The following is a 17,299-nucleotide window of genomic DNA, read 5'->3' as shown; positions in this document are numbered from 1 at the left end:
GAGCAGACAAGCCGGCACCATGTCGATCGACGTCAACAACGAGTCCGGGACCGAGGTCGACGAGCAGGCGATCCTCGACATCGCCCGCTACGCGCTCACGCGGATGCGTATCCACCCCCTCTCCGAGCTGTCGGTGATCGTCGTGGACGAGGCCGCCATGGAGCAGCTGCACATCCAGTGGATGGACCTGCCAGGCCCGACGGACGTCATGTCCTTCCCGATGGACGAGCTGCGCCCGCCGGCCAAGGACGACGAGGAGCCCCCGCAGGGGCTCCTCGGTGACATCGTGCTCTGCCCGGAGGTCGCCAAGAAGCAGGGCGAGGAAGCGGCGACGCAGCACTCCATGGACGAGGAGCTCCAGCTCCTGACCGTCCACGGGGTGCTGCACCTCCTCGGTTACGACCACGAGGAGCCGGACGAGAAGGCCGAGATGTTCGGCCTGCAGGCGGCGATCGTCGACGGCTGGCGGGCCGAGCACGGCCTGACCGGGCCCTCCCCGGCGCCCACCGTCTCGTGAGCGTCCAACTCATCCTGGGCGCGGTCGCGCTGGTCGTCGTCGCCTGGCTGGCGGCGTGTGCGGAGGCGGGCATCGCCCGCGTCTCCAGCTTCCGGGCCGAGGAGGCGGTGCGGTCCGGGCGGCGCGGCGCGGCGAAGCTCGCGCAGGTCGCGGCCGACCCGACCCGCTACCTCAACGTCGCGCTGCTGGTGCGGGTCGCGAGCGAGATGGCGGCGGGCGTGCTGGTCACGTACGCCTGCCTCGAGGAGTTCGAGGAGACCTGGACGGCGCTGCTCGTCGCCATCGGTGTGATGGTCCTCGTCAGTTACGTGGCGGTGGGGGTCTCCCCGCGCACCATCGGCCGCCAGCACCCGATGAACACCGCCACGGCGGCCGCGCACGTACTGCTGCCGCTCGCGAGGATCATGGGCCCGGTCCCGCAGCTGCTGATCCTTCTCGGCAACGCCCTGACGCCCGGCAAGGGTTTCCGTAAGGGCCCCTTCGCCAGCGAGGCCGAGCTGCGGGCGATGGTCGACCTCGCCGAGCAGGAGTCGCTGATCGAGGACGACGAGCGACGCATGGTGCACTCCGTCTTCGAGCTGGGCGACACGCTCGTCCGCGAAGTCATGGTCCCCCGCACCGACCTGGTCTGCATCGAGCGCTACAAGACGATCCGGCAGGCGCTGACCCTCGCGCTGCGGTCCGGCTTCTCGCGGATCCCCGTCACCGGGGAGAACGAGGACGACGTCGTCGGCATCGTCTACCTCAAGGACCTGGTGCGCAGGACGCACATCAACCGCGACGCCGAGGCCGAGGCCGTCTCCACGGCGATGCGGCCGGCCGCGTTCGTCCCGGACACCAAGAACGCGGGCGATCTGCTGCGCGAGATGCAGCAGGACCGCAACCACGTCGCCGTCGTCATCGACGAGTACGGCGGCACCGCCGGCATCGTCACGATCGAGGACATCCTCGAGGAGATCGTCGGCGAGATCACGGACGAGTACGACCGTGAACTCCCGCCCGTGGAGGAGCTGGGCGACGAGCGCTACCGGGTCACCGCGCGCCTCGACATCGGCGACCTCGGCGAGCTGTACGGCCTGGACGAACTCGACGACGAGGATGTGGAGACGGTCGGCGGTCTGCTGGCGAAGGCGCTGGGCAAGGTCCCGATCGCGGGCGCGTCGGCGGCGGTCGAACTCCCCGACGGCCGATCGCTTCGGCTGACCGCGGAGTCCCCGGCCGGCCGCCGCAACAAGATCGTCACGGTGCTGGTGGAGCCGGCCGGATGACCCCGGGTGAGCTCAGGGCGTTCTGCCTCGAACTGAACGGCACGGCCGAGGAGTTCCCGTTCACGCCGGAACACTCCGTGTTCAAGGTGTGCGGGAAGATGTTCGCCCTCAGCGCGCTGGAGGAGCAGCCGCTGACGGTCTCCCTCAAGTGCGAGCCGGACCTCGCGGTACAGCTGCGCGCCGAGCACCCGGCGATCGTGCCGGGCTACCACCTGAACAAGCGGCACTGGAACACGGTGACGCTGGACGGATCGCTGCCGGACCGGATGGTCCGGGAGATGATCGAGGACTCGTACGACCTGGTGGTGGCGGGCCTGCCGAAGGCGGAACGCCTGCGCCTGGACCGCCCGTAGGCGCAGGCCCCGCGCTCAGGGGATGTCCGGGCGACGCGGACATGTGCGCGGGCCTGCACCGGTTGATCGACGCATGGATGCCATTCCCGGCGCACATCATGGACGCGTACTGGAACACCGTGCTGTACAACGACGCGGCCTCGCTGGCCCTCGGGATGCGGACCGAGATCTCGCAGAACTGCCTGATCGCGTTCTTCACCGATCCGCTCTACCGCGCCCGTGCGAAGAGCTGGCAGCAGGTGGCGAGCCAGGTCGTGGCCCAGTTCCGGGCGGCCTGTTCGGAGTGCCCCGACGACGAGGGCTTCCAGTCGGTCATCGCGGAGGCGAAGGAACGCAGCCCCGAGTTCGCGGAGTTGTGGGCGGGGCGGGACATCGCGCCCGGCGGCCAGCTGGCCAAGGAGATGGAGCACCCGCTGGTGGGCCCGCTGTTCGTGGAGTCCACGCAGCTGCGCGTACCGGCCCGCCCCTATCTCACGATCGTGCTGCACACCCCGCTGCCGCAGGTGGACACGGCGGCGAAGCTGGAGTGGCTGTGCTCGCCGGAGGGGCGGCGCGGCGCGATGTATCCCCTGGCGGGTTAGGGGTGGGGTGTCTGGTGGATCACGGCTGGCCGCTCCTTATGCTCGGCACATGACCCAGAGCACCGAGATCGGCCCCGAGGACCGCAAGATCATCACGCTGGCGCGCAGCGCCCGCGCCCGTAACGGCGTGCCCGAGGGCGCGGCGGTGCGCGACGGGACGGGGCGTACGTACGTCGCCGGGACCGTCGAGCTGGACTCGCTGAAGCTAAGCGCGTTGCAGACCGCGGTCGCGATGGCGGTGGCGAGCGGCGCCGAGTCGCTGGAGGCCGCGGCGGTGGTGACCGACGCGGACACGCCGTCGGACGCCGACCGCGCGGCGGTCCGGGACCTGGGCGGCCCGGACACCCCGGTACTGCTGGCCGGCCCGGACGGCGGCCTCAAGGTCACGGTCACCGCGGGCTGATGGGCTTCGACCGGATCGCAGCCTGGGTGATGCTGGTCGGCGGCACGGTGGCCGGCGTGGCCGGCCTGATGGAGCCCGCTACCGGCGGCGAGATACGGGCGATCGGTATCTGGCCGTTCGCACTCGTCGGATTCGCCGCGCACGAGCTGCTGAAGGCGTACGGCCACCAGGGCCCGGCCCGGATCGCGCACCGGGCGGCCGGCGCGGTCGTCATCGGCACGGGCCTCTGGATGGCCGCCGCGCAAACCAGGGCGGTCACGGCCGGCCGGGCCGTCGACTGGGTGGAGCTGGCGGGCGGCGCCCTCGGCGTGCTGTACGCGGCCGTAGCGACGGGAGCCTGCCTGGAAGCGTCGCGGCGCAGGCGCCGCCGCCGGGCAGCGGTGTCCTGACGGCAACCGGAACCCGTGCCTACGCCAGGGCGCTGCGCGCGCAGTCGGGCGGGGGCGAGCTGCGGGGGCGCGTCCTGCTTCGCGCCGCCCTGCCCTCGCGCCGGGGCGCCCCGCGGGCCCGCTGGTCGGCGGCCGTCCGGGGATCGGGGAGAATGGGGCGCATGAGCGCTCCTTCCTCGTCCACACCCGAGCCCGACGCGACCACGCACCGCGCGGGCTTCGCGTGCTTCGTCGGCCGGCCCAACGCGGGCAAGTCGACCCTGACCAACGCACTGGTGGGGACGAAGGTCGCGATCACCTCCACCCGTCCGCAGACCACCCGGCACACCGTGCGCGGCATCGTGCACCGGCCCGACGCGCAGCTAGTGCTGGTCGACACCCCCGGCCTGCACAAGCCGCGCACGCTGCTCGGCGAGCGGCTCAACGACGTCGTACGGACCACCTGGGCCGAGGTCGACGTCATCGGCTTCTGCCTGCCGGCCGACCAGAAGCTCGGCCCGGGTGACAAGTTCATCGCCAAGGAGCTTGCGGGGATCAAGAAGACCCCCAAGATCGCGATCGTCACCAAGACCGACCTCGTCGACTCCAAGCAGCTCGCCGAGCAGCTCATCGCCATCGACCGGCTGGCCGGCGAGCTGGGCTTCGAGTGGGCTGAGATCGTCCCGGTCTCAGCCGTCGGCGACAAGCAGATCTCCCTGCTGGCCGACCTGATCGCCCCGCTGCTCCCGGAGAGCCCGCCGCTCTACCCGGAGGGCGACCTCACCGACGAGCCCGAGATGGTCATGGTCGCCGAGCTGATCCGCGAGGCCGCGCTCGAAGGCGTACGGGACGAGCTGCCGCACTCCATCGCTGTCGTCGTGGAGGAGATGCTCCCGCGCGAGAACCGCCCGGCCGACAGGCCGCTGCTGGACATCCACGCCAACGTCTACATCGAGCGCCCCAGCCAGAAGGGCATCATCATCGGCCCGAAGGGCTCCCGGCTGAAGGAGGTCGGGATGAAGTCGCGCAAGCACATCGAGGCACTCCTCGGTACGCCCGTCTTCCTCGACCTGCACGTCAAGGTCGCCAAGGACTGGCAGCGGGACCCGAAGCAGCTGCGCAAGCTCGGCTTCTGAGCGAGACGGTCACCGCCGGCCGGGGGCCGGCGCGGCCGCTCGAAGCCGGTGAGGCCACCTGGGGCCGAGCGGTGCGAGGGTGGCACGGGGACGTGGTCGCGAAGCAGCTGCGCAAGTTCGGTTTCTGAGCGAGACGGTCACCGTCGGCCGGGGGTCGGCGCGGCCGCTCGAAGCCGGTGAGGCCACCTGGGGCCGAGCGGTGCGAGGGTGGCACGGGGACGTGGTCGCGAAGCAGCTGCGCAAGTTCGGTTTCTGAGCGAGACGGTCACCGTCGGCCGGGGGTCGGCGCGGCCGCTCGAAGCCGGTGAGGCCCCTTGGGGCCGAGCGGTGCGAGAGTGGGCACGGGGGAAACGGTCCCGGGCCTAGGGGACACCCCCTAGTCCACGCCGTGGATGCGGTGCACCAGCACCGCGCCCGCCAGGCCCAGTAGTGCCGCCACCGTGTACAGCACGGAGTAGCCGCCCAGGTGCGTGACGATCGGGGCGGCGATCGCCGGGGCCAGGACCTGGGGGAGCGCGTTGGCGATGTTGATCACGCCGAGGTCCTTGCCCCGGTCCGCCGCGGCCGGCAGCACCTGGGTCATCAGCGCGAAGTCCACCGCGGTGAAGACCCCGAAGCCGATGCCGAGCAGCACCGCCGCGGTCACCGCGCCCGCCCAGGTCTGCCAGAACGCCAGCAGCCCGGTGGCGGCGGCGATCAGTACGCCCGACCACAGCACGAACGGCTTGCGGCGGCCCGTACGGTCCGACCAGATCCCGCCCACGACGACCGTGACCAGCACCATCACCGCGTTGACGGCGGTCAGGGTCAGTACCCCGTCCTCCGGCTTGCCGTCCTCGCCGCCGTAGTGCAGTACGTCGCGCAGGTAGTACAGCAGATACAGCAGCGCCACCGCGTTGCCCAGGTTTATCAGGAAACGGGTCAGCCAGGCCCAGCCCAGATCGGGGTACGCCCGCGGTCTGATCCAGAATCCCCTGGCGAAGCCGCGCCAGGTGAACGGCGGCCGCCGCGCGAGCGGCAGGTCCCTCCCCAGGAGGAGATACGGGACGGCGGCCAGCACCGTGAAGGCCGCGCACGCCAGATAGCCCGCCGTAATCCCCCCGGCGGCGGTCGCCAGGCCCGTCCCGGCCACCACTCCCAGCATCTGGGCAAGCCCGAGCCAGCCGCCGACCCAGCCGCGCCGGCCGTACGGCACCCGGTCCGGAACGGCGGCCGTCACGGCGGCGAACGCGGCGTTCAGCGCGAGCTGCACCAGGCACCAGCCGCCCAGCAGGGCGGCGACGCTGTCCGCGCCGGACAGCAGCACCAACCCGGCCGCGCCGCCCACCGTGCCGGCCGCGATCCACGGCGTACGGCGGCCGAAGCGGCCGGCCGTGCGGTCGGACAGGGCGCCGAAGAACGGGTTCGCGACGAGCGAGACGGCCGCGCCGACGCCCGTCACCCAGGCCAGCAGGGTCTCCTTGGACATTCCGGCCGGGTGGAGTTCCGCGGCCTGGAGCGCGAGGAGGATCTGGATCGGCCCGAACCAGCCCACCCAGATCCCGCCGTTGGCGAGGGAGAGGGCAGCGGTCCAGCCCCGGCCGACCCGTTCGGTGGGCTCCGCGAGGGCGCCGGCATCACGCGCGGCCGCCGCACCGTCCTCAGTCGCGGAGGCCACGCAGCGCCTCGCGCAGCCAGTGGTACGAGGCCTTCGGCGTGCGGACGAGCGTGTCGTAGTCGACGTGGACCAGCCCGAAGCGCTGCGCATAGCCTTCGGCCCACTCGAAGTTGTCCAGCAGGGACCAGACGAAATAGCCGCGGACATCGGCGCCCGCCGCCATCGCCCCGTGCAGGGCCCGCAGGTGCCCGTCGAGGTAGGTGATCCGCTCCTGGTCGTCGATGCCGTCGTAACTGCAGCCGTTCTCGGTGACGACCACGGGCGGCAGCCGGTCGCCGTACCGCTGCCGGAGCAGGGTGAGCTGCTCGGCCAGGCCCTCGGGGGCGACCGGCCAGCCGAAGGCGGTACGCGGCCGGCCCTCGATCTCCCGGATCGAGAAGGGGAGTTCGGCGGGCAGGCCGATCCCCGCGAACTCGCCGGCCTCGGCGTTCGGCGCGCCGATCAGCATTGGCTGGTAGTAGTTGATCCCGTACCGGTCGAGCGGCTCGGAGATCACCTTCAGGTCGGCGTCGACCGGGCCCGGCAGCAGGGCCGCGAGTCCGTCGTCGGGGTAGCGGCCGAGCAGCACCGGGTCGGCGAACATCCGGTTGGTGAGCATGTCGTAGAGGTCCGCGGCCTCCCTGTCCGCCGTCGCGGGAGAGGCGGCGCGCACCGGGCTGTGAGAGTTCGCGATGCCGATCCGCGTGGCCCCGTGGGCGCGCAGCGCCTGCACGGCCAGGCCGTGGCCGAGGAGCTGGTGATGGGCGGCGGGCAGGGCGTCGAAGAGTAGTCGGCGGCCCGGCGCGTGCTCGCCCAGCGCGTAACCGAGCAGGGTGACTTCGGCTGGTTCGTTGATGGTGATCCACAGGCCGACGCGGTCGGCGAGCCGGGCGGCGACGGCGTCCGCGTACTCCGCGAAGCGGTACGCCGTGTCGCGGACCAGCCAGCCGCCGGACTCTTCCAGTTCCTGCGGGGTGTCCCAGTGGAACAGGGTGGGGGCCGGGCGGATGCCGTACGCGCACAGCTCGTCGACGAGACGGTCGTAGAAGTCGAGCCCTGCCTGGTTGACCGGCCCGGTCCCGGCCGGGACCACCCGGGACCAGGAGACGGAGAAGCGGTACGCGCCGACGCCGAGGCCGTGGATGAGCGCGACGTCCTCGCGGTAGCGGCGGTAGTGGTCGGTGGCGACGGCCGCCGTACTGCCGTCCTTGACCCGGCCGGGTTGCGCGGTGAACGCGTCCCAGGACGAGGGCCCGCGGCCGTCCTCGTCGACCGCGCCCTCGATCTGATGGGCGGAGGTGGACACGCCCCAGAGGAAGTCCTCGGGAAAGGGCGGCAGCGGAGGCCGGGCGGAGGGCGGGGGCGTGGCGTCATCCCGGGATGGTCGCGAGCAGTCTGACGGAGTGTCAAGAGTGCCGCCAGAACCTCTCGTTCGGGCGTCTCTCAGAGGGCGACGAGCCGGACCCGGCCGCCGCAGAGCTTCGACATGTCGTCGAGGTCCGAGGCCAGCATGGCGACTGGCCCGGCCTGCCGGAGGGCGACTTCGGCGACAGTCGCGTCAAGGGCGTACTTGTGCCCGTGCAGGCCGGCGTTCGCCAGGCGGCCTACTCCACCCGCCTACTCCGCCGGTTCCGCGATCAGGGCCGTCGCCACCGGGCGGAAGCCGAGGCGGGCGTAGATGCGGGCCACGTCCTCGTCGCCCGCCGACAGGAACACCGTGCCGATGCCCCGCGCCCGCGCGTCCGCCACCAGCGCCGCCGTCACAGCCAGGGCCAGGCCCCGGCGGCGGGCGGACGGGAGGGTGCCCACGCCCACGATCTCGGTGACGCCGCCGACCGGGTTGTGCTGGCCGGCGCAGAGCACCACGCCGTCCTCCACCGCCGCGGCCACCACCGTCAGCCCGTCCCCGATCCGCCCGGCGAGCTGCTCCACCGAGCCGTCCCCCGCACGTGCCAGCGCCTCCGCGGCCAGCTCCGCCGGGCCCGCGGGGCCGACTGCGGTGCCCGGCACGGCGAAGGCGAGGTGCGGGACGGTCAGCGCGGCCTGCAGGAACGGGTCCTCGGCGCCCAGCACACGTACGGACACGGACGACTCCGCGACGCGGGCGGCGACAGGGGCGGGCGCGTCATCGGCCAGCACCATCAGCGGGTGCGCGTGGACGGTCAGCCCCGACTCCTCGACCGCCTTGCGCAGTCCGGGAGTCGTCTCGTGCACCCACTCGAAAGCCTCGGGTATGGACAGCTCCCGCTGCCGCGCGCGGACGCGGTCCACGTCCGCCGCGGTCGCCACCTCCGGATGCCCGAGCGTGGGCCGCGCGTAGAACGGCCAGCCTGGGCCTTCCCGTACGAAGAGGGTCAGCGGTCCGAAGTCCTCGGACCGCGCGCCGGACCGCGGGACGGCGTCGTAGAACTGTTCGAGCATCTGAAGCCGCGCAAGCTGATCAAGAGTCACGGCGGCCATCCAAACACCGCGCGCCCCCGTCAGGCACCCTCTTTCAGTACCCGCGTGATCAGCTTCCGCTGCGCCTCCGTGAGCCGCGGGTCCGCGCAGTGGACTGTGCGGCCGTCGACCGTGATCTGGTACGAGAACCCGTCCGGCACCCCAGCCGGTGGCACCGCCCGGCCGTCGGAGACCGCCTCCTCGGCCAGGGCATGCCACTCGTCCGCGTCGGGCCGCCCCGAGGTGTCCACCTCGGCACGGCGCTCGATGCCGGCGAAGCCCCCTGTACGCCTTACCTCGATACGCATGGCTCCATGCTTATCCCGCCACGGCGAGCGGGACACCCACCTGAGACCAGGCCTTGCGCAGCGCCTCCTGCTCCTCGCCCTCCCCGTAGCGGGTGTCCGCCGCGGCGACCGTGAGCCGGGCGAACTCGGCGAAGCTCGCGTCCACCTGCAGCTCGCCGCCGGTCAGCACGTCGTACCAGATCTGCCCCGCCCGCTCCCAGGCCCGGCCGCCGAGCTCGGTGGCGAGCAGGTAGAAGGCGTGGTTGGGGATGCCGGAGTTGATGTGGACCCCGCCGTTGTCGCGGCCGGTGCGGACGTACTCGTCCATGGTCGCGGGCTGCGGATCCTTGCCGAGTACGTCGTCGTCGTACGCCGTGCCGGGCGCCTTCATCGAGCGCAGCGCGACCCCGCTCACGCGCTCGGCGAGCAGCCCCGCGCCGATCAGCCAGTCCGCCTCGGTGGCGGTCTGGTCCAGCGTGTACTGCTTGATCAGCGAGCCGAAGACGTCGGACACCGACTCGTTGAGCGCGCCCGGCTGCCCGAAGTAGGTGAGGTTCGCCGTGTACTGGGTGACGCCGTGCGCCAGCTCATGCCCGATGACGTCCACCGGCAGCGTGAAGTCGAGGAAGATCTCGCCGTCTCCGTCGCCGAAGACCATCTGCTCGCCGTCCCAGAAGGCGTTGCCGTAGCTCTCGTCGTAGTGGACGGTCGCGACCAGCGGCAGGCCGTTGCCGTCGATGGAGTTGCGCGCGTACGCCTTGAGGAAGAGGTCGAAGGTCGCGCCGAGACCGTTGTACGCACGGTTGACGGTGGCGTCCTGGCCGGGCGCCTCGCCCTCCCCGCGCACCTTGCGGCCCGGCAGGTCGCGCCCGTGGTCGGCGTCGTGGATGGAACGCCGCGGCTCGTCGGCGGCGGCCTCGGGCGGCGGGGCCACGGCCGGGGCGCCCACGACGGTGGTCAGCCGGCGCCTGGTGCGCTGGGCGGCGTCCGCCACCAGGGTGCGCCGGGCGGGCCCGGCGAGCGCGGGATCGTCGGCCCGCGCCAGCTTGTCGAGGAGGTGGGGCGGCACGATCGTGCAGAAGACAGGGTGGTGGAACCTGTGGGAGGTCATGGCTCGTAATGTGGCACTGGGTCATGCCGCTGTCACTAGCTGCGACAGCGATTAGCCAAATGGAGTGATAGGTCACCTTTTGGCCGTTACCTGTATGTGATCCCGCATACTGATACGGCCCCGCGCCGACAGCGCGGCTCGGCTAGGCTGCGGCACATCATGCGTTTCGGGCTGCTTCTCCTTAGCTGCCGCGGCGAGGGTCTGTAGTCGTAGGCCGACCCCCTCCCCGCGGAGTCCGGTGTTGCGGTTTCACGACCGTCGGCCGTCCCAGCGGACACACGAGGAGCCCACGCAATGTCTGAAACGTCTGTCGGTCGCGCCACGCCCATCACCACCGCGACCCACACCCAGAAGCCCTCCGGGATGCCGGTCCACAAGTACGCCCAGTACGAGGCCGTGGACATCCCCGACCGCACCTGGCCGGACAGCCGCATCACCAAGGCGCCCCGCTGGCTCTCCACCGACCTGCGCGACGGCAACCAGGCCCTGATCGACCCGATGAGCCCCGCCCGCAAGCGCGAGATGTTCGACCTGCTGGTGCGCATGGGCTACAAGGAGATCGAGGTCGGCTTCCCCTCCTCCGGTGAGACCGACTTCAACTTCGTACGCTCCATCATCGAACAGGGCGCGATCCCCGAGGACGTGACCATCTCCGTCCTGACCCAGGCCCGCGAAGAGCTGATCGAGCGCACCGTCGAATCGCTGGTCGGTGCGCGGCGCGCCACCGTGCACCTGTACAACGCCACCGCGCCCACCTTCCGCCGGGTCGTCTTCCGCGGCTCGAAGGACCAGGTCAAGCAGATCGCCGTGGACGGCACCCGGCCGGTGATGGAGTACGCGGACAAGATCCTGGGCCCCGAGACCACCTTCGGCTACCAGTACAGCCCGGAGATCTTCACCGACACCGAGCTGGACTTCGCGCTGGAGGTCTGCGAGGCGGTCATGGACGTCTGGCAGCCCGAGGAGGGCCGCGAGATCATCCTGAACCTGCCGGCCACCGTGGAGCGTTCCACGCCGTCCACGCACGCGGACCGGTTCGAGTGGATGTCCCGGAACCTCTCGCGCCGCGAGTACGTGTGCCTGTCCGTCCACCCGCACAACGACCGCGGCACCGCCGTCGCCGCCGCCGAACTGGCGGTCATGGCCGGCGCGGACCGGATCGAGGGCTGCCTGTTCGGCCAGGGCGAGCGCACCGGCAACGTCGACCTGGTGACCCTGGGCATGAACCTGTTCTCGCAGGGCGTCGACCCGCAGATCGACTTCTCGCAGATCGACGAGATCCGCCGGACGAGCGAGTACTGCAACCAGATGGAGGTCCACCCGCGCCACCCCTACGCGGGCGACCTGGTCTACACGGCCTTCTCCGGCTCCCACCAGGACGCCATCAAGAAGGGCTTCGACGCCATGGAGGCCGACGCGGCCGCCCAGGGCCCGGGCGTCACCGTCGACGACATCGAGTGGGCCGTTCCGTATCTGCCGATCGACCCCAAGGACGTCGGCCGCTCGTACGAGGCGGTCATCCGGGTCAACTCGCAGTCCGGCAAGGGCGGTATCGCGTACGTCCTGAAGAACGACCACAAGCTGGATCTGCCGCGCCGGATGCAGATCGAGTTCTCGAAGATCATTCAGGCCAAGACCGACGCCGAGGGCGGCGAGGTCACGCCGAAGGCGATCTGGTCCGTCTTCCAGGACGAGTACCTGCCCAACCCCGACAACGCGTGGGGCAGGATCCAGCTGCGCTCCGGCCAGACCACGACCGACAAGGACGGTACGGACACGCTGACCGTCGAGGCGGTCGTGGACGGCACCGAGACCGTGCTGACCGGTACCGGCAACGGTCCGATCTCGGCCTTCTTCGACGCGCTGGCCGCGGTCGGCGTGGACGCCCGCCTGCTGGACTACACCGAGCACACCATGAGCGAGGGCGCGAGCGCCCAGGCGGCCTCGTACATCGAGTGCGCCATCGACGGCCGCGTCCTGTGGGGCATCGGCATCGACGCGAACACGACACGTGCCTCGCTGAAGGCGGTCGTCTCGGCGGTCAACCGCGCCGGTCGCTGATCGCCGCTGACCTCCCGCTTCAAGGTCAACTCCAGGACCCCGCCCCCCGATCACGGAGGGCGGGGTTCGGCCATGTCTGCGCCCCGGCGGAGGAACCTGCCGCCACAGTGCTGACGTCACATCACGGATGTGGCTAACATCACGTCAACGCGACAAGGGTGTCCGGAGCTGTATGGAGGTGGAATGTGCTGCCAGAACGGGGGCCAAGCGGCCGAAAACTGCGTATCTCGGGCATCCGGACCACCTGGACCACCGTCGGCGACGGCGAGTTCTTCTGCCCCGACTGCGGAGGCGACCGCAACTACCGGCGGCGCACCGGCCGCAGGCGCTTCACCCTCCTCGGCGTTCCCCTGCTGCCGCGCGGCCACGCCGGACCCGTCGTCGAGTGCGCCGCCTGTCACGCCCACTTCGGCGCCGACACCCTGGACCACCCCACCACCACCCGCTTCTCCGCGATGCTCCGCGACGCCGTGCACACCGTCGCGCTCGCTGTACTCGCGGCCGGCGGCACGTCCTCGCGTACGGTCCGGGAGGCAGCCGTCCTCACCGTCCGCTCCGCCGGGTTCGAGGACTGCACCGAGGACCAGCTCACCATGCTGATCGAGGCGCTCGCCGCGGACACCGGGCGGCTGCCCGGGATGTACGACGCGTCGCCCGAACCGTGCGGAGCCGCCCTCGCCATCGAACTCCACGAGGCGCTCGAACCGCTCGCCCCGCATCTCGCCCCCGCCGGACGCGAGTCGATCCTGCTCCAGGGCGCCCGTATCGCCCTCGCCGACGGCCCGTACAGCCCCGCCGAGCGCGAGGTGCTCGCCACCGTCGGGACCGCGCTGCAACTGTGCGCCGACGACACGGCCAGGCTGCTGCTGGCCGCCGCCCGGCCCGTACTCCCGGGGGAGTAACCGGGGCCCCGCAGCGGCCGCATCATGTGAATCGCGTCAGCCGAGGGCGCGGTCGCACCCGCGCCGGGGCAGCACCGCGGTGGCAGGGAGGCCAAGCCCCTACGGGCATGCGGAACGCACCGGGGGTAGTGCGGTTCAGCGCTTGATGCCGGCGACGAAGGCGGCCCAGGCGGTGGCGGTGACGATCAGGGCGGGGCCGTGGGGGTTCTTGCTGTCCCGGACGGGGACGACGCCGGGGATGTTGTCGAGCACCTCGACGCAGTCGCCGCCGGTGCCGTCGCTGTACGTGCTCTTCCGCCACTGGGCCGAGCCCGCGAAGTCGTACGCGACCTCGACGCAGCTGCCACCGTCGCCGTTGCTGTAGCTGCTCTTGCGCCACTGAGCGGTGCTCAGGTCGTACTCGTGCATCGTCTGTAGTCCTCCGCCGCCGATTCGATCAGGGCCAGGGACACCTCCGGCGACAGTGCGGCGGCCCTGAGTAGATCGTAGGCTTCTTGTGCCCGCTTAACCAGGGCCGGATCGTCCAGCAGGTTCCCCGAAAACTCCGTCTCTGTATAGAGAGTTGGCGGTGCGTCCTCGAACTCCATGAGCGTCATCATTCCGGTCATCACGGCGCACGCTCCGGCTGAGAACGGAAGCACCTGCATCAGTACCGTGCCGTCGTGTGCGAGCGCTGCGATGTGGTCCAGTTGCTCTGCCATCTCTGCAGGTCCGCCAACCGGGACGCGTAGTACGTGCTCATGCAGGATCGCCCAAAGCATGGGCCGTGTAGTGCTGTTGAGGACATGCGCGCGGTCCATACGGGCCGACACCTTCTCCTCAATATGTGAGCTGGAGGCGAACGGGTTGAACGCCCTCGTGATGGCTCGCGCGTATGTGGCCGTCTGCAGAAGCCCAGGCACGACCGCCGGGGCGAACTCGCAGATCTTCGCCGCCAGCGCCTCCAGCTCCGCAACCGCCGCGAAATACTCCGCGTACCGCGAGTCGTTGATGAGCTTCCGCCACATCCGCTCGAAAATACCGTCGGTTTGCAGCGCCTCGTCGATCCGTTCGGCCACATCACGCTGCGGCTTCCTGATCGCCTGCTCGAACTGGCCGATGTAGCCGCCGGATACGAAGACCCGCAGGCCCAGCTCCGCCTGCGTCAGCCCGGCCACCTCGCGCCGTCGTTTCAGTTCCGCCCCGAAGAATTCCCACGCGGCCTGCCGCGAACCGTTCCCCATGGGTTAACTCCTTTGTGCTGCCCCGTCGTTGTAGTGCGTGCGCCCCTGTCGATGGTAGGGAGAAATCCCCACGCTGGAGGCATGAAAAACGGAAATGCACCAAAGCTCGAAGTCGCCGAATCCGCGGTCACCGAATTGCGGGCCGCGCTCGCCCGCGCGGGAGTAATTCTCCCCTCCCTCGGAATCGACCCGCTCTCGTACGCCGACCCGACCGACCGGCCGGCGCTCATCGAACTGGGCCGCTGTACCGCCGAAACGGCCCGGCTGCTGGCCGCCGCGCTGCCGGGGGAGGGGTGAGCGCCGCCGTGGGGTCGTACGCCGTCGACATCCGTACAGGGAGGCTGGGCACGGTCATGGGGCACGTGGGCCCGTACGTACAGCTCAGGCCGATCGGCGGGGGCCGGGAGTGGGACTGCGTACCGGACGCGGTACGGGAGGCCACGGCGGCCGAGCGGCTGAGTGCGGTGACGGCGTACGTCAACGCGCGCAGCCGGGGCGAGGTGTCGTGACCTCAGCCGTACCAGGTGACGTTGCAGACGTAGACGCACTCCTGGCGGGGCACGGCGAGAAAGGAGATGAAGCCCCGGCCGGCGAGGATGTCGAACTCCCTCAGGCCGCCCTCACGGTCGGTGGGCCTGCCTACCGTGGTCGCGCCTCGACCCAGCGCGGCGAGTTCGGTGGCCAGTCGCTCCACCTCCGCCACCACGCCGGGCGGCAGCCCTTCGGTGATGTACTCCTCGCCGGGGTTGTAGTCCCACGTCCAGTCGGTCACAGACCGGCCTCGGCCTCGGCCGCCCCCCGGAGGCGGCGGATCTCGGCGATCGCCTTCGTCGGATCCTGTTCGCCCGCATCCACGAGCCGCTCCAGCTCCCGCAGGCGAGCGGCGCGCTCTGGATGGCGCTCGATCGCCACGAACACCGCCCACGAGTGAACGAACGCCCGAAGCGGGGCCAGACTCTGGGTCTGCTGCGCGTTCGTCGTCGCTTCGAACAGGTGCTGGGTGAGAGCTGGGATCCGGCTCGGGGCGATCTTCGCGACAGCGGCCCGGAGGGCCTCTGTCGTGAGGTCGGGCATGGGGATCAGGGGTCCGTACGGGCCGTCGTGCTGCGCGCTCACTGGGACCTCCGGCGTGGACGGGGCGCGGGTTCTCGTACCGTATACCGGTCGCCCAGTGGCGGAACCGGCAAACGGTGTGAGTTCCCTCCACCCGGTACCGGCGCCCTCGGCGGCCGCCCGAACGCCACGGAGGGAATCCGCGCTCCTTTGGTTCCAGTCCGGCGCGTGAAACCGGCTCGACGGCATCGGTTGCGAGGACGGCTGGCGAGTGAAGATGGGCGAGCCCGATCCGAAGGACGTGACGGCCGTGCCCGGCTGGGTGCCGAAGGCGCCGGCGGGCTCGGCTCCACGGTACCGAAGTGATTTGATCCGGCCTGTGCCGTCTCGTACCGGGCGCCATGCCAGTTCGGCGCAGTGACCGGACGGCGCTAGCTCCGCAGGTCGATCATGCGGGCAGGCTGGCCGGTGGTGCGGGCGATCGTCGTGAAATCCCGGTCGAAATGCAGGAGTGTGAGCCCGGACTCCTCGGCGACGGCGGCGACGAGGAGGTCGACGGGCCCCGCGCTGCGATGTTCGCCCTTGGCCGTGAGCTGCTCCTGCACCACGCGCGCGCGCCTGTAGATGCCGTCCGGCGTGGGGCACCAGGTGTAGTACGCGGCGAAGGCGTTCTTCATCTGTTCGCGGTCGGCTGACGAACGGGCAGAGTAGAGCACTTCGAGCTCGGTGAAGTCGCAGATGGCTACGAGACCTGCACCGATCCTGTTATCCCACTCGCGGGTGGCCTGGCCGAGCAGTACACGAACGAGGGCCGATGTGTCGATGAGGTAGTCGGCGACGCTCATTCACGCGCTCCTGTGCAGATCAACCGACTCCTCCCGTACGCCCCGATATCTGCGCTTGTCCAGGAGGATATCCAGATCAACGGCACCATCCGCGGCGAGCTCGCGGGACTCTTCGAGGGCGCGCAGTCGCCGGTAGCGAGCGGTTACCTCCCGCAGGGCAGTGTTGATGGTGTCCCGCTTGGTGGTCGTGCCGAGTTCCTCGGCGGCCGCCGCGAGAGCTTCGTCGTCAAGATCAATAACCGTGCGACTCACGAGTGGCTCCTTGGCTCCTTTGATGTACACGCTGATGTGTATCAGTATACCTCATTCATTGTGCATCCGGCCCGGCCTCCGCCCGCGTACGCGACAATGGGCCGTATGAGTCTCTTCCGCGACGACGGCATCGTGCTGCGCACCCAGAAGCTGGGGGAAGCGGACCGCATCATCACGATCCTGACCCGTGGGCACGGGCGCGTGCGGGCTGTCGCTCGTGGGGTACGGCGTACGAAGTCGAAGTTCGGCGCGCGGCTGGAGCCGTTCTCGCACGTCGACGTGCAGTTCTTCGCGCGCGGCAGCGAACTTGTCGGGCGCGGGCTGCCGTTGTGTACGCAGAGTGAGACCATCGCTCCGTACGGAGGCGGCATCGTCACCGACTACGCCCGCTACACCGCCGGCACCGCGATGCTGGAGACCGCCGAGCGGTTCACCGATCAGGAGGGCGAGCCGGCCGTGCAGCAGTATCTGCTGCTCGTCGGCGCGCTGCGCACCCTCGCACGGGGTGAGCACGAGCCGCACCTCATCCTGGACGCGTTCCTGCTGCGCTCGCTCGCCGTCAACGGCTACGCGCCCAGCTTCGACGACTGCGCCAAGTGCGGCATGCACGGCCCGAACCGGTTCTTCTCCGTCGCGGCGGGCGGCGTCATCTGCGCCGACTGCCGGGTGCCCGGAAGCGTCGTACCCTCTGCGGAGGCCATCGGCCTGCTCAGCGCGCTGCTGACGGGGGACTGGGGGACGGCGGACGCGTGTGAGCCGCGGCATGTCCGGGAGGGCAGCGGGCTGGTGTCCGCCTATCTGCACTGGCATTTGGAGCGCGGGCTGCGCTCGCTGAGGTACGTCGAGAAACAGGAGTTGTGAACC

22 protein-coding genes and 2 pseudogenes are annotated in these 17,299 nt (G+C 70.6%); 12 read left to right on the top strand and 12 right to left on the bottom strand.

What is annotated here, in order from left to right:
- The first annotated feature begins 19 nt into the window (after positions 1-19).
- The 7 genes and pseudogenes from ybeY to era all read left to right on the top strand — a co-directional run bounded on the left by ybeY (position 20) and on the right by era (position 4,626).
- Positions 20-517 carry an rRNA maturation RNase YbeY gene (ybeY, locus tag NLX86_RS05715; protein ID WP_254370692.1) on the top strand — a complete coding sequence of 166 codons (498 nt, stop codon included), beginning with the start codon at positions 20-22 and terminating at the stop codon, positions 515-517.
- Positions 514-1,785 (top strand): hemolysin family protein, encoded by a 1,272-nt coding sequence (locus NLX86_RS05710; RefSeq protein WP_254370481.1) that lies wholly within the window; start codon positions 514-516, stop codon positions 1,783-1,785. The genes ybeY and NLX86_RS05710 overlap by 4 nt, the downstream gene beginning before the upstream one ends.
- Positions 1,782-2,138, top strand: coding sequence for an MmcQ/YjbR family DNA-binding protein (locus NLX86_RS05705; RefSeq protein ID WP_254370480.1), 357 nt, complete (start codon positions 1,782-1,784; stop codon positions 2,136-2,138). Before NLX86_RS05710 ends, NLX86_RS05705 begins: the two co-directional genes overlap by 4 nt.
- An 8-nt stretch (positions 2,139-2,146) precedes the next feature.
- Positions 2,147-2,719 (top strand): annotated as a pseudogene (locus tag NLX86_RS05700) (XRE family transcriptional regulator); the annotation flags it as partial.
- Between the two features lie 49 nt (positions 2,720-2,768).
- Entirely contained in the window at positions 2,769-3,122 is a 354-nt protein-coding gene (locus NLX86_RS05695) for a cytidine deaminase (protein ID WP_254370479.1), read from the top strand.
- Positions 3,122-3,511, top strand: coding sequence for a hypothetical protein (locus NLX86_RS05690; RefSeq protein WP_254370478.1), 390 nt, complete (start codon positions 3,122-3,124; stop codon positions 3,509-3,511). The genes NLX86_RS05695 and NLX86_RS05690 overlap by 1 nt, the downstream gene beginning before the upstream one ends.
- A 152-nt stretch (positions 3,512-3,663) precedes the next feature.
- Entirely contained in the window at positions 3,664-4,626 is a 963-nt protein-coding gene (gene era / locus NLX86_RS05685; protein WP_254370477.1) for a GTPase Era, read from the top strand.
- A 376-nt stretch (positions 4,627-5,002) separates the two neighbouring features.
- Here the strand turns inward: era and NLX86_RS05680 are convergent, their stop codons facing one another.
- From NLX86_RS05680 to NLX86_RS05655, 6 genes and pseudogenes are all read right to left on the bottom strand, one after another.
- Positions 5,003-6,283, bottom strand: coding sequence for an MFS transporter (locus tag NLX86_RS05680; RefSeq protein WP_254370476.1), 1,281 nt, complete (start codon positions 6,281-6,283; stop codon positions 5,003-5,005).
- Positions 6,267-7,601 carry a GH1 family beta-glucosidase gene (locus NLX86_RS05675; protein WP_254370691.1) on the bottom strand — a complete coding sequence of 445 codons (1,335 nt, stop codon included), beginning with the start codon at positions 7,599-7,601 and terminating at the stop codon, positions 6,267-6,269. The genes NLX86_RS05680 and NLX86_RS05675 overlap by 17 nt, the downstream gene beginning before the upstream one ends.
- A gap of 104 nt (positions 7,602-7,705) precedes the next feature.
- Positions 7,706-7,861 (bottom strand): annotated as a pseudogene (locus tag NLX86_RS05670) (DNA-binding protein); the annotation flags it as partial.
- A gap of 18 nt (positions 7,862-7,879) precedes the next feature.
- On the bottom strand, positions 7,880-8,683 hold the full coding sequence (locus NLX86_RS05665) for a GNAT family N-acetyltransferase (RefSeq protein WP_254370690.1): 804 nt from the start codon (positions 8,681-8,683) through the stop codon (positions 7,880-7,882).
- Between the two features lie 59 nt (positions 8,684-8,742).
- Positions 8,743-9,009: a protealysin inhibitor emfourin gene (locus NLX86_RS05660; protein WP_254370475.1), complete on the bottom strand. Its 267-nt coding sequence runs from the start codon at positions 9,007-9,009 to the stop codon at positions 8,743-8,745.
- Between the two features lie 10 nt (positions 9,010-9,019).
- Complete coding sequence (locus NLX86_RS05655; RefSeq protein ID WP_254370474.1) at positions 9,020-10,099, bottom strand: M4 family metallopeptidase; 1,080 nt, start codon at positions 10,097-10,099, stop codon at positions 9,020-9,022.
- Between the two features lie 294 nt (positions 10,100-10,393).
- Here NLX86_RS05655 and leuA point away from each other — a divergent pair, with 294 nt between their 5' ends.
- Both leuA and NLX86_RS05645 read left to right on the top strand, forming a co-directional pair.
- Complete coding sequence (gene leuA, locus NLX86_RS05650; protein WP_254370473.1) at positions 10,394-12,160, top strand: 2-isopropylmalate synthase; 1,767 nt, start codon at positions 10,394-10,396, stop codon at positions 12,158-12,160.
- 185 nt (positions 12,161-12,345) lie between these two features.
- A complete protein-coding gene (locus tag NLX86_RS05645; protein WP_254370472.1) occupies positions 12,346-13,062 on the top strand; it encodes a TerB family tellurite resistance protein in 717 nt (238 codons plus the stop codon).
- A 135-nt stretch (positions 13,063-13,197) separates the two neighbouring features.
- Here NLX86_RS05645 and NLX86_RS05640 read toward each other — a convergent pair whose 3' ends face one another.
- Positions 13,198-13,470, bottom strand: a complete 273-nt coding sequence (locus NLX86_RS05640; protein ID WP_254370471.1) for a DUF397 domain-containing protein — start codon at positions 13,468-13,470, stop codon at positions 13,198-13,200.
- On the bottom strand, positions 13,452-14,285 hold the full coding sequence (locus NLX86_RS05635; protein WP_254370470.1) for a helix-turn-helix transcriptional regulator: 834 nt from the start codon (positions 14,283-14,285) through the stop codon (positions 13,452-13,454). The genes NLX86_RS05640 and NLX86_RS05635 overlap by 19 nt, the downstream gene beginning before the upstream one ends.
- A gap of 81 nt (positions 14,286-14,366) precedes the next feature.
- Here NLX86_RS05635 and NLX86_RS05630 point away from each other — a divergent pair, with 81 nt between their 5' ends.
- Together NLX86_RS05630 and NLX86_RS05625 are read left to right on the top strand one after the other, a co-directional pair.
- Complete coding sequence (locus NLX86_RS05630; protein WP_254370469.1) at positions 14,367-14,582, top strand: hypothetical protein; 216 nt, start codon at positions 14,367-14,369, stop codon at positions 14,580-14,582.
- A complete protein-coding gene (locus NLX86_RS05625; protein WP_254370468.1) occupies positions 14,579-14,794 on the top strand; it encodes a hypothetical protein in 216 nt (71 codons plus the stop codon). Before NLX86_RS05630 ends, NLX86_RS05625 begins: the two co-directional genes overlap by 4 nt.
- 2 nt (positions 14,795-14,796) lie before the next feature.
- On the opposite strand, the gene NLX86_RS05620 is transcribed toward NLX86_RS05625, so the two are convergent.
- The 4 genes from NLX86_RS05620 to NLX86_RS05605 all read right to left on the bottom strand — a co-directional run bounded on the left by NLX86_RS05620 (position 14,797) and on the right by NLX86_RS05605 (position 16,435).
- Positions 14,797-15,057, bottom strand: a complete 261-nt coding sequence (locus NLX86_RS05620; protein WP_254370467.1) for a hypothetical protein — start codon at positions 15,055-15,057, stop codon at positions 14,797-14,799.
- Positions 15,054-15,359 (bottom strand): hypothetical protein, encoded by a 306-nt coding sequence (locus NLX86_RS05615; RefSeq protein ID WP_254370466.1) that lies wholly within the window; start codon positions 15,357-15,359, stop codon positions 15,054-15,056. The genes NLX86_RS05620 and NLX86_RS05615 overlap by 4 nt, the downstream gene beginning before the upstream one ends.
- Before the next feature lie 410 nt (positions 15,360-15,769).
- The gene (locus NLX86_RS05610) at positions 15,770-16,183 is read right to left on the bottom strand and encodes a PIN domain nuclease (protein ID WP_254370465.1); all 414 of its coding nucleotides are present in this window, start codon (positions 16,181-16,183) and stop codon (positions 15,770-15,772) included.
- On the bottom strand, positions 16,184-16,435 hold the full coding sequence (locus tag NLX86_RS05605; protein WP_254370464.1) for a type II toxin-antitoxin system VapB family antitoxin: 252 nt from the start codon (positions 16,433-16,435) through the stop codon (positions 16,184-16,186).
- 105 nt (positions 16,436-16,540) lie between these two features.
- Here NLX86_RS05605 and recO point away from each other — a divergent pair, with 105 nt between their 5' ends.
- A complete protein-coding gene (gene recO / locus NLX86_RS05600; protein WP_254370463.1) occupies positions 16,541-17,296 on the top strand; it encodes a DNA repair protein RecO in 756 nt (251 codons plus the stop codon).
- The last annotated feature ends 3 nt before the right edge of the window (positions 17,297-17,299 follow it).

This window comes from Streptomyces sp. A3M-1-3 (genome assembly GCF_024213665.1).
Taxonomy (GTDB): Bacteria; Actinomycetota; Actinomycetes; order Streptomycetales; family Streptomycetaceae; genus Streptomyces.
Note: the sequence above shows the minus strand (reverse complement) of the source record. Positions and strands in the feature narration are given on the sequence as shown.

Bases quoted from the DNA above. Each gene is read 5' to 3' on its own strand.
- recO (WP_254370463.1), top strand. From the start codon at position 16,541: ATGAGTCTCTTCCGCGACGACGGCATCGTGCTGCGCACCCAGAAGCTG.
- ybeY (WP_254370692.1), top strand. From the start codon at position 20: ATGTCGATCGACGTCAACAACGAGTCCGGGACCGAGGTCGACGAGCAG.
- NLX86_RS05655 (WP_254370474.1), bottom strand. From the start codon at position 10,099: ATGACCTCCCACAGGTTCCACCACCCTGTCTTCTGCACGATCGTGCCG.
- NLX86_RS05695 (WP_254370479.1), top strand. From the start codon at position 2,769: ATGACCCAGAGCACCGAGATCGGCCCCGAGGACCGCAAGATCATCACG.
- NLX86_RS05615 (WP_254370466.1), bottom strand. From the start codon at position 15,359: ATGCCCGACCTCACGACAGAGGCCCTCCGGGCCGCTGTCGCGAAGATC.
- era (WP_254370477.1), top strand. From the start codon at position 3,664: ATGGGGCGCATGAGCGCTCCTTCCTCGTCCACACCCGAGCCCGACGCG.
- NLX86_RS05630 (WP_254370469.1), top strand. From the start codon at position 14,367: ATGAAAAACGGAAATGCACCAAAGCTCGAAGTCGCCGAATCCGCGGTC.
- leuA (WP_254370473.1), top strand. From the start codon at position 10,394: ATGTCTGAAACGTCTGTCGGTCGCGCCACGCCCATCACCACCGCGACC.
- NLX86_RS05660 (WP_254370475.1), bottom strand. From the start codon at position 9,009: ATGCGTATCGAGGTAAGGCGTACAGGGGGCTTCGCCGGCATCGAGCGC.
- NLX86_RS05705 (WP_254370480.1), top strand. From the start codon at position 1,782: ATGACCCCGGGTGAGCTCAGGGCGTTCTGCCTCGAACTGAACGGCACG.
- NLX86_RS05665 (WP_254370690.1), bottom strand. From the start codon at position 8,683: ATGCTCGAACAGTTCTACGACGCCGTCCCGCGGTCCGGCGCGCGGTCC.
- NLX86_RS05690 (WP_254370478.1), top strand. From the start codon at position 3,122: ATGGGCTTCGACCGGATCGCAGCCTGGGTGATGCTGGTCGGCGGCACG.
- NLX86_RS05635 (WP_254370470.1), bottom strand. From the start codon at position 14,285: ATGGGGAACGGTTCGCGGCAGGCCGCGTGGGAATTCTTCGGGGCGGAA.
- NLX86_RS05640 (WP_254370471.1), bottom strand. From the start codon at position 13,470: ATGCACGAGTACGACCTGAGCACCGCTCAGTGGCGCAAGAGCAGCTAC.
- NLX86_RS05610 (WP_254370465.1), bottom strand. From the start codon at position 16,183: ATGAGCGTCGCCGACTACCTCATCGACACATCGGCCCTCGTTCGTGTA.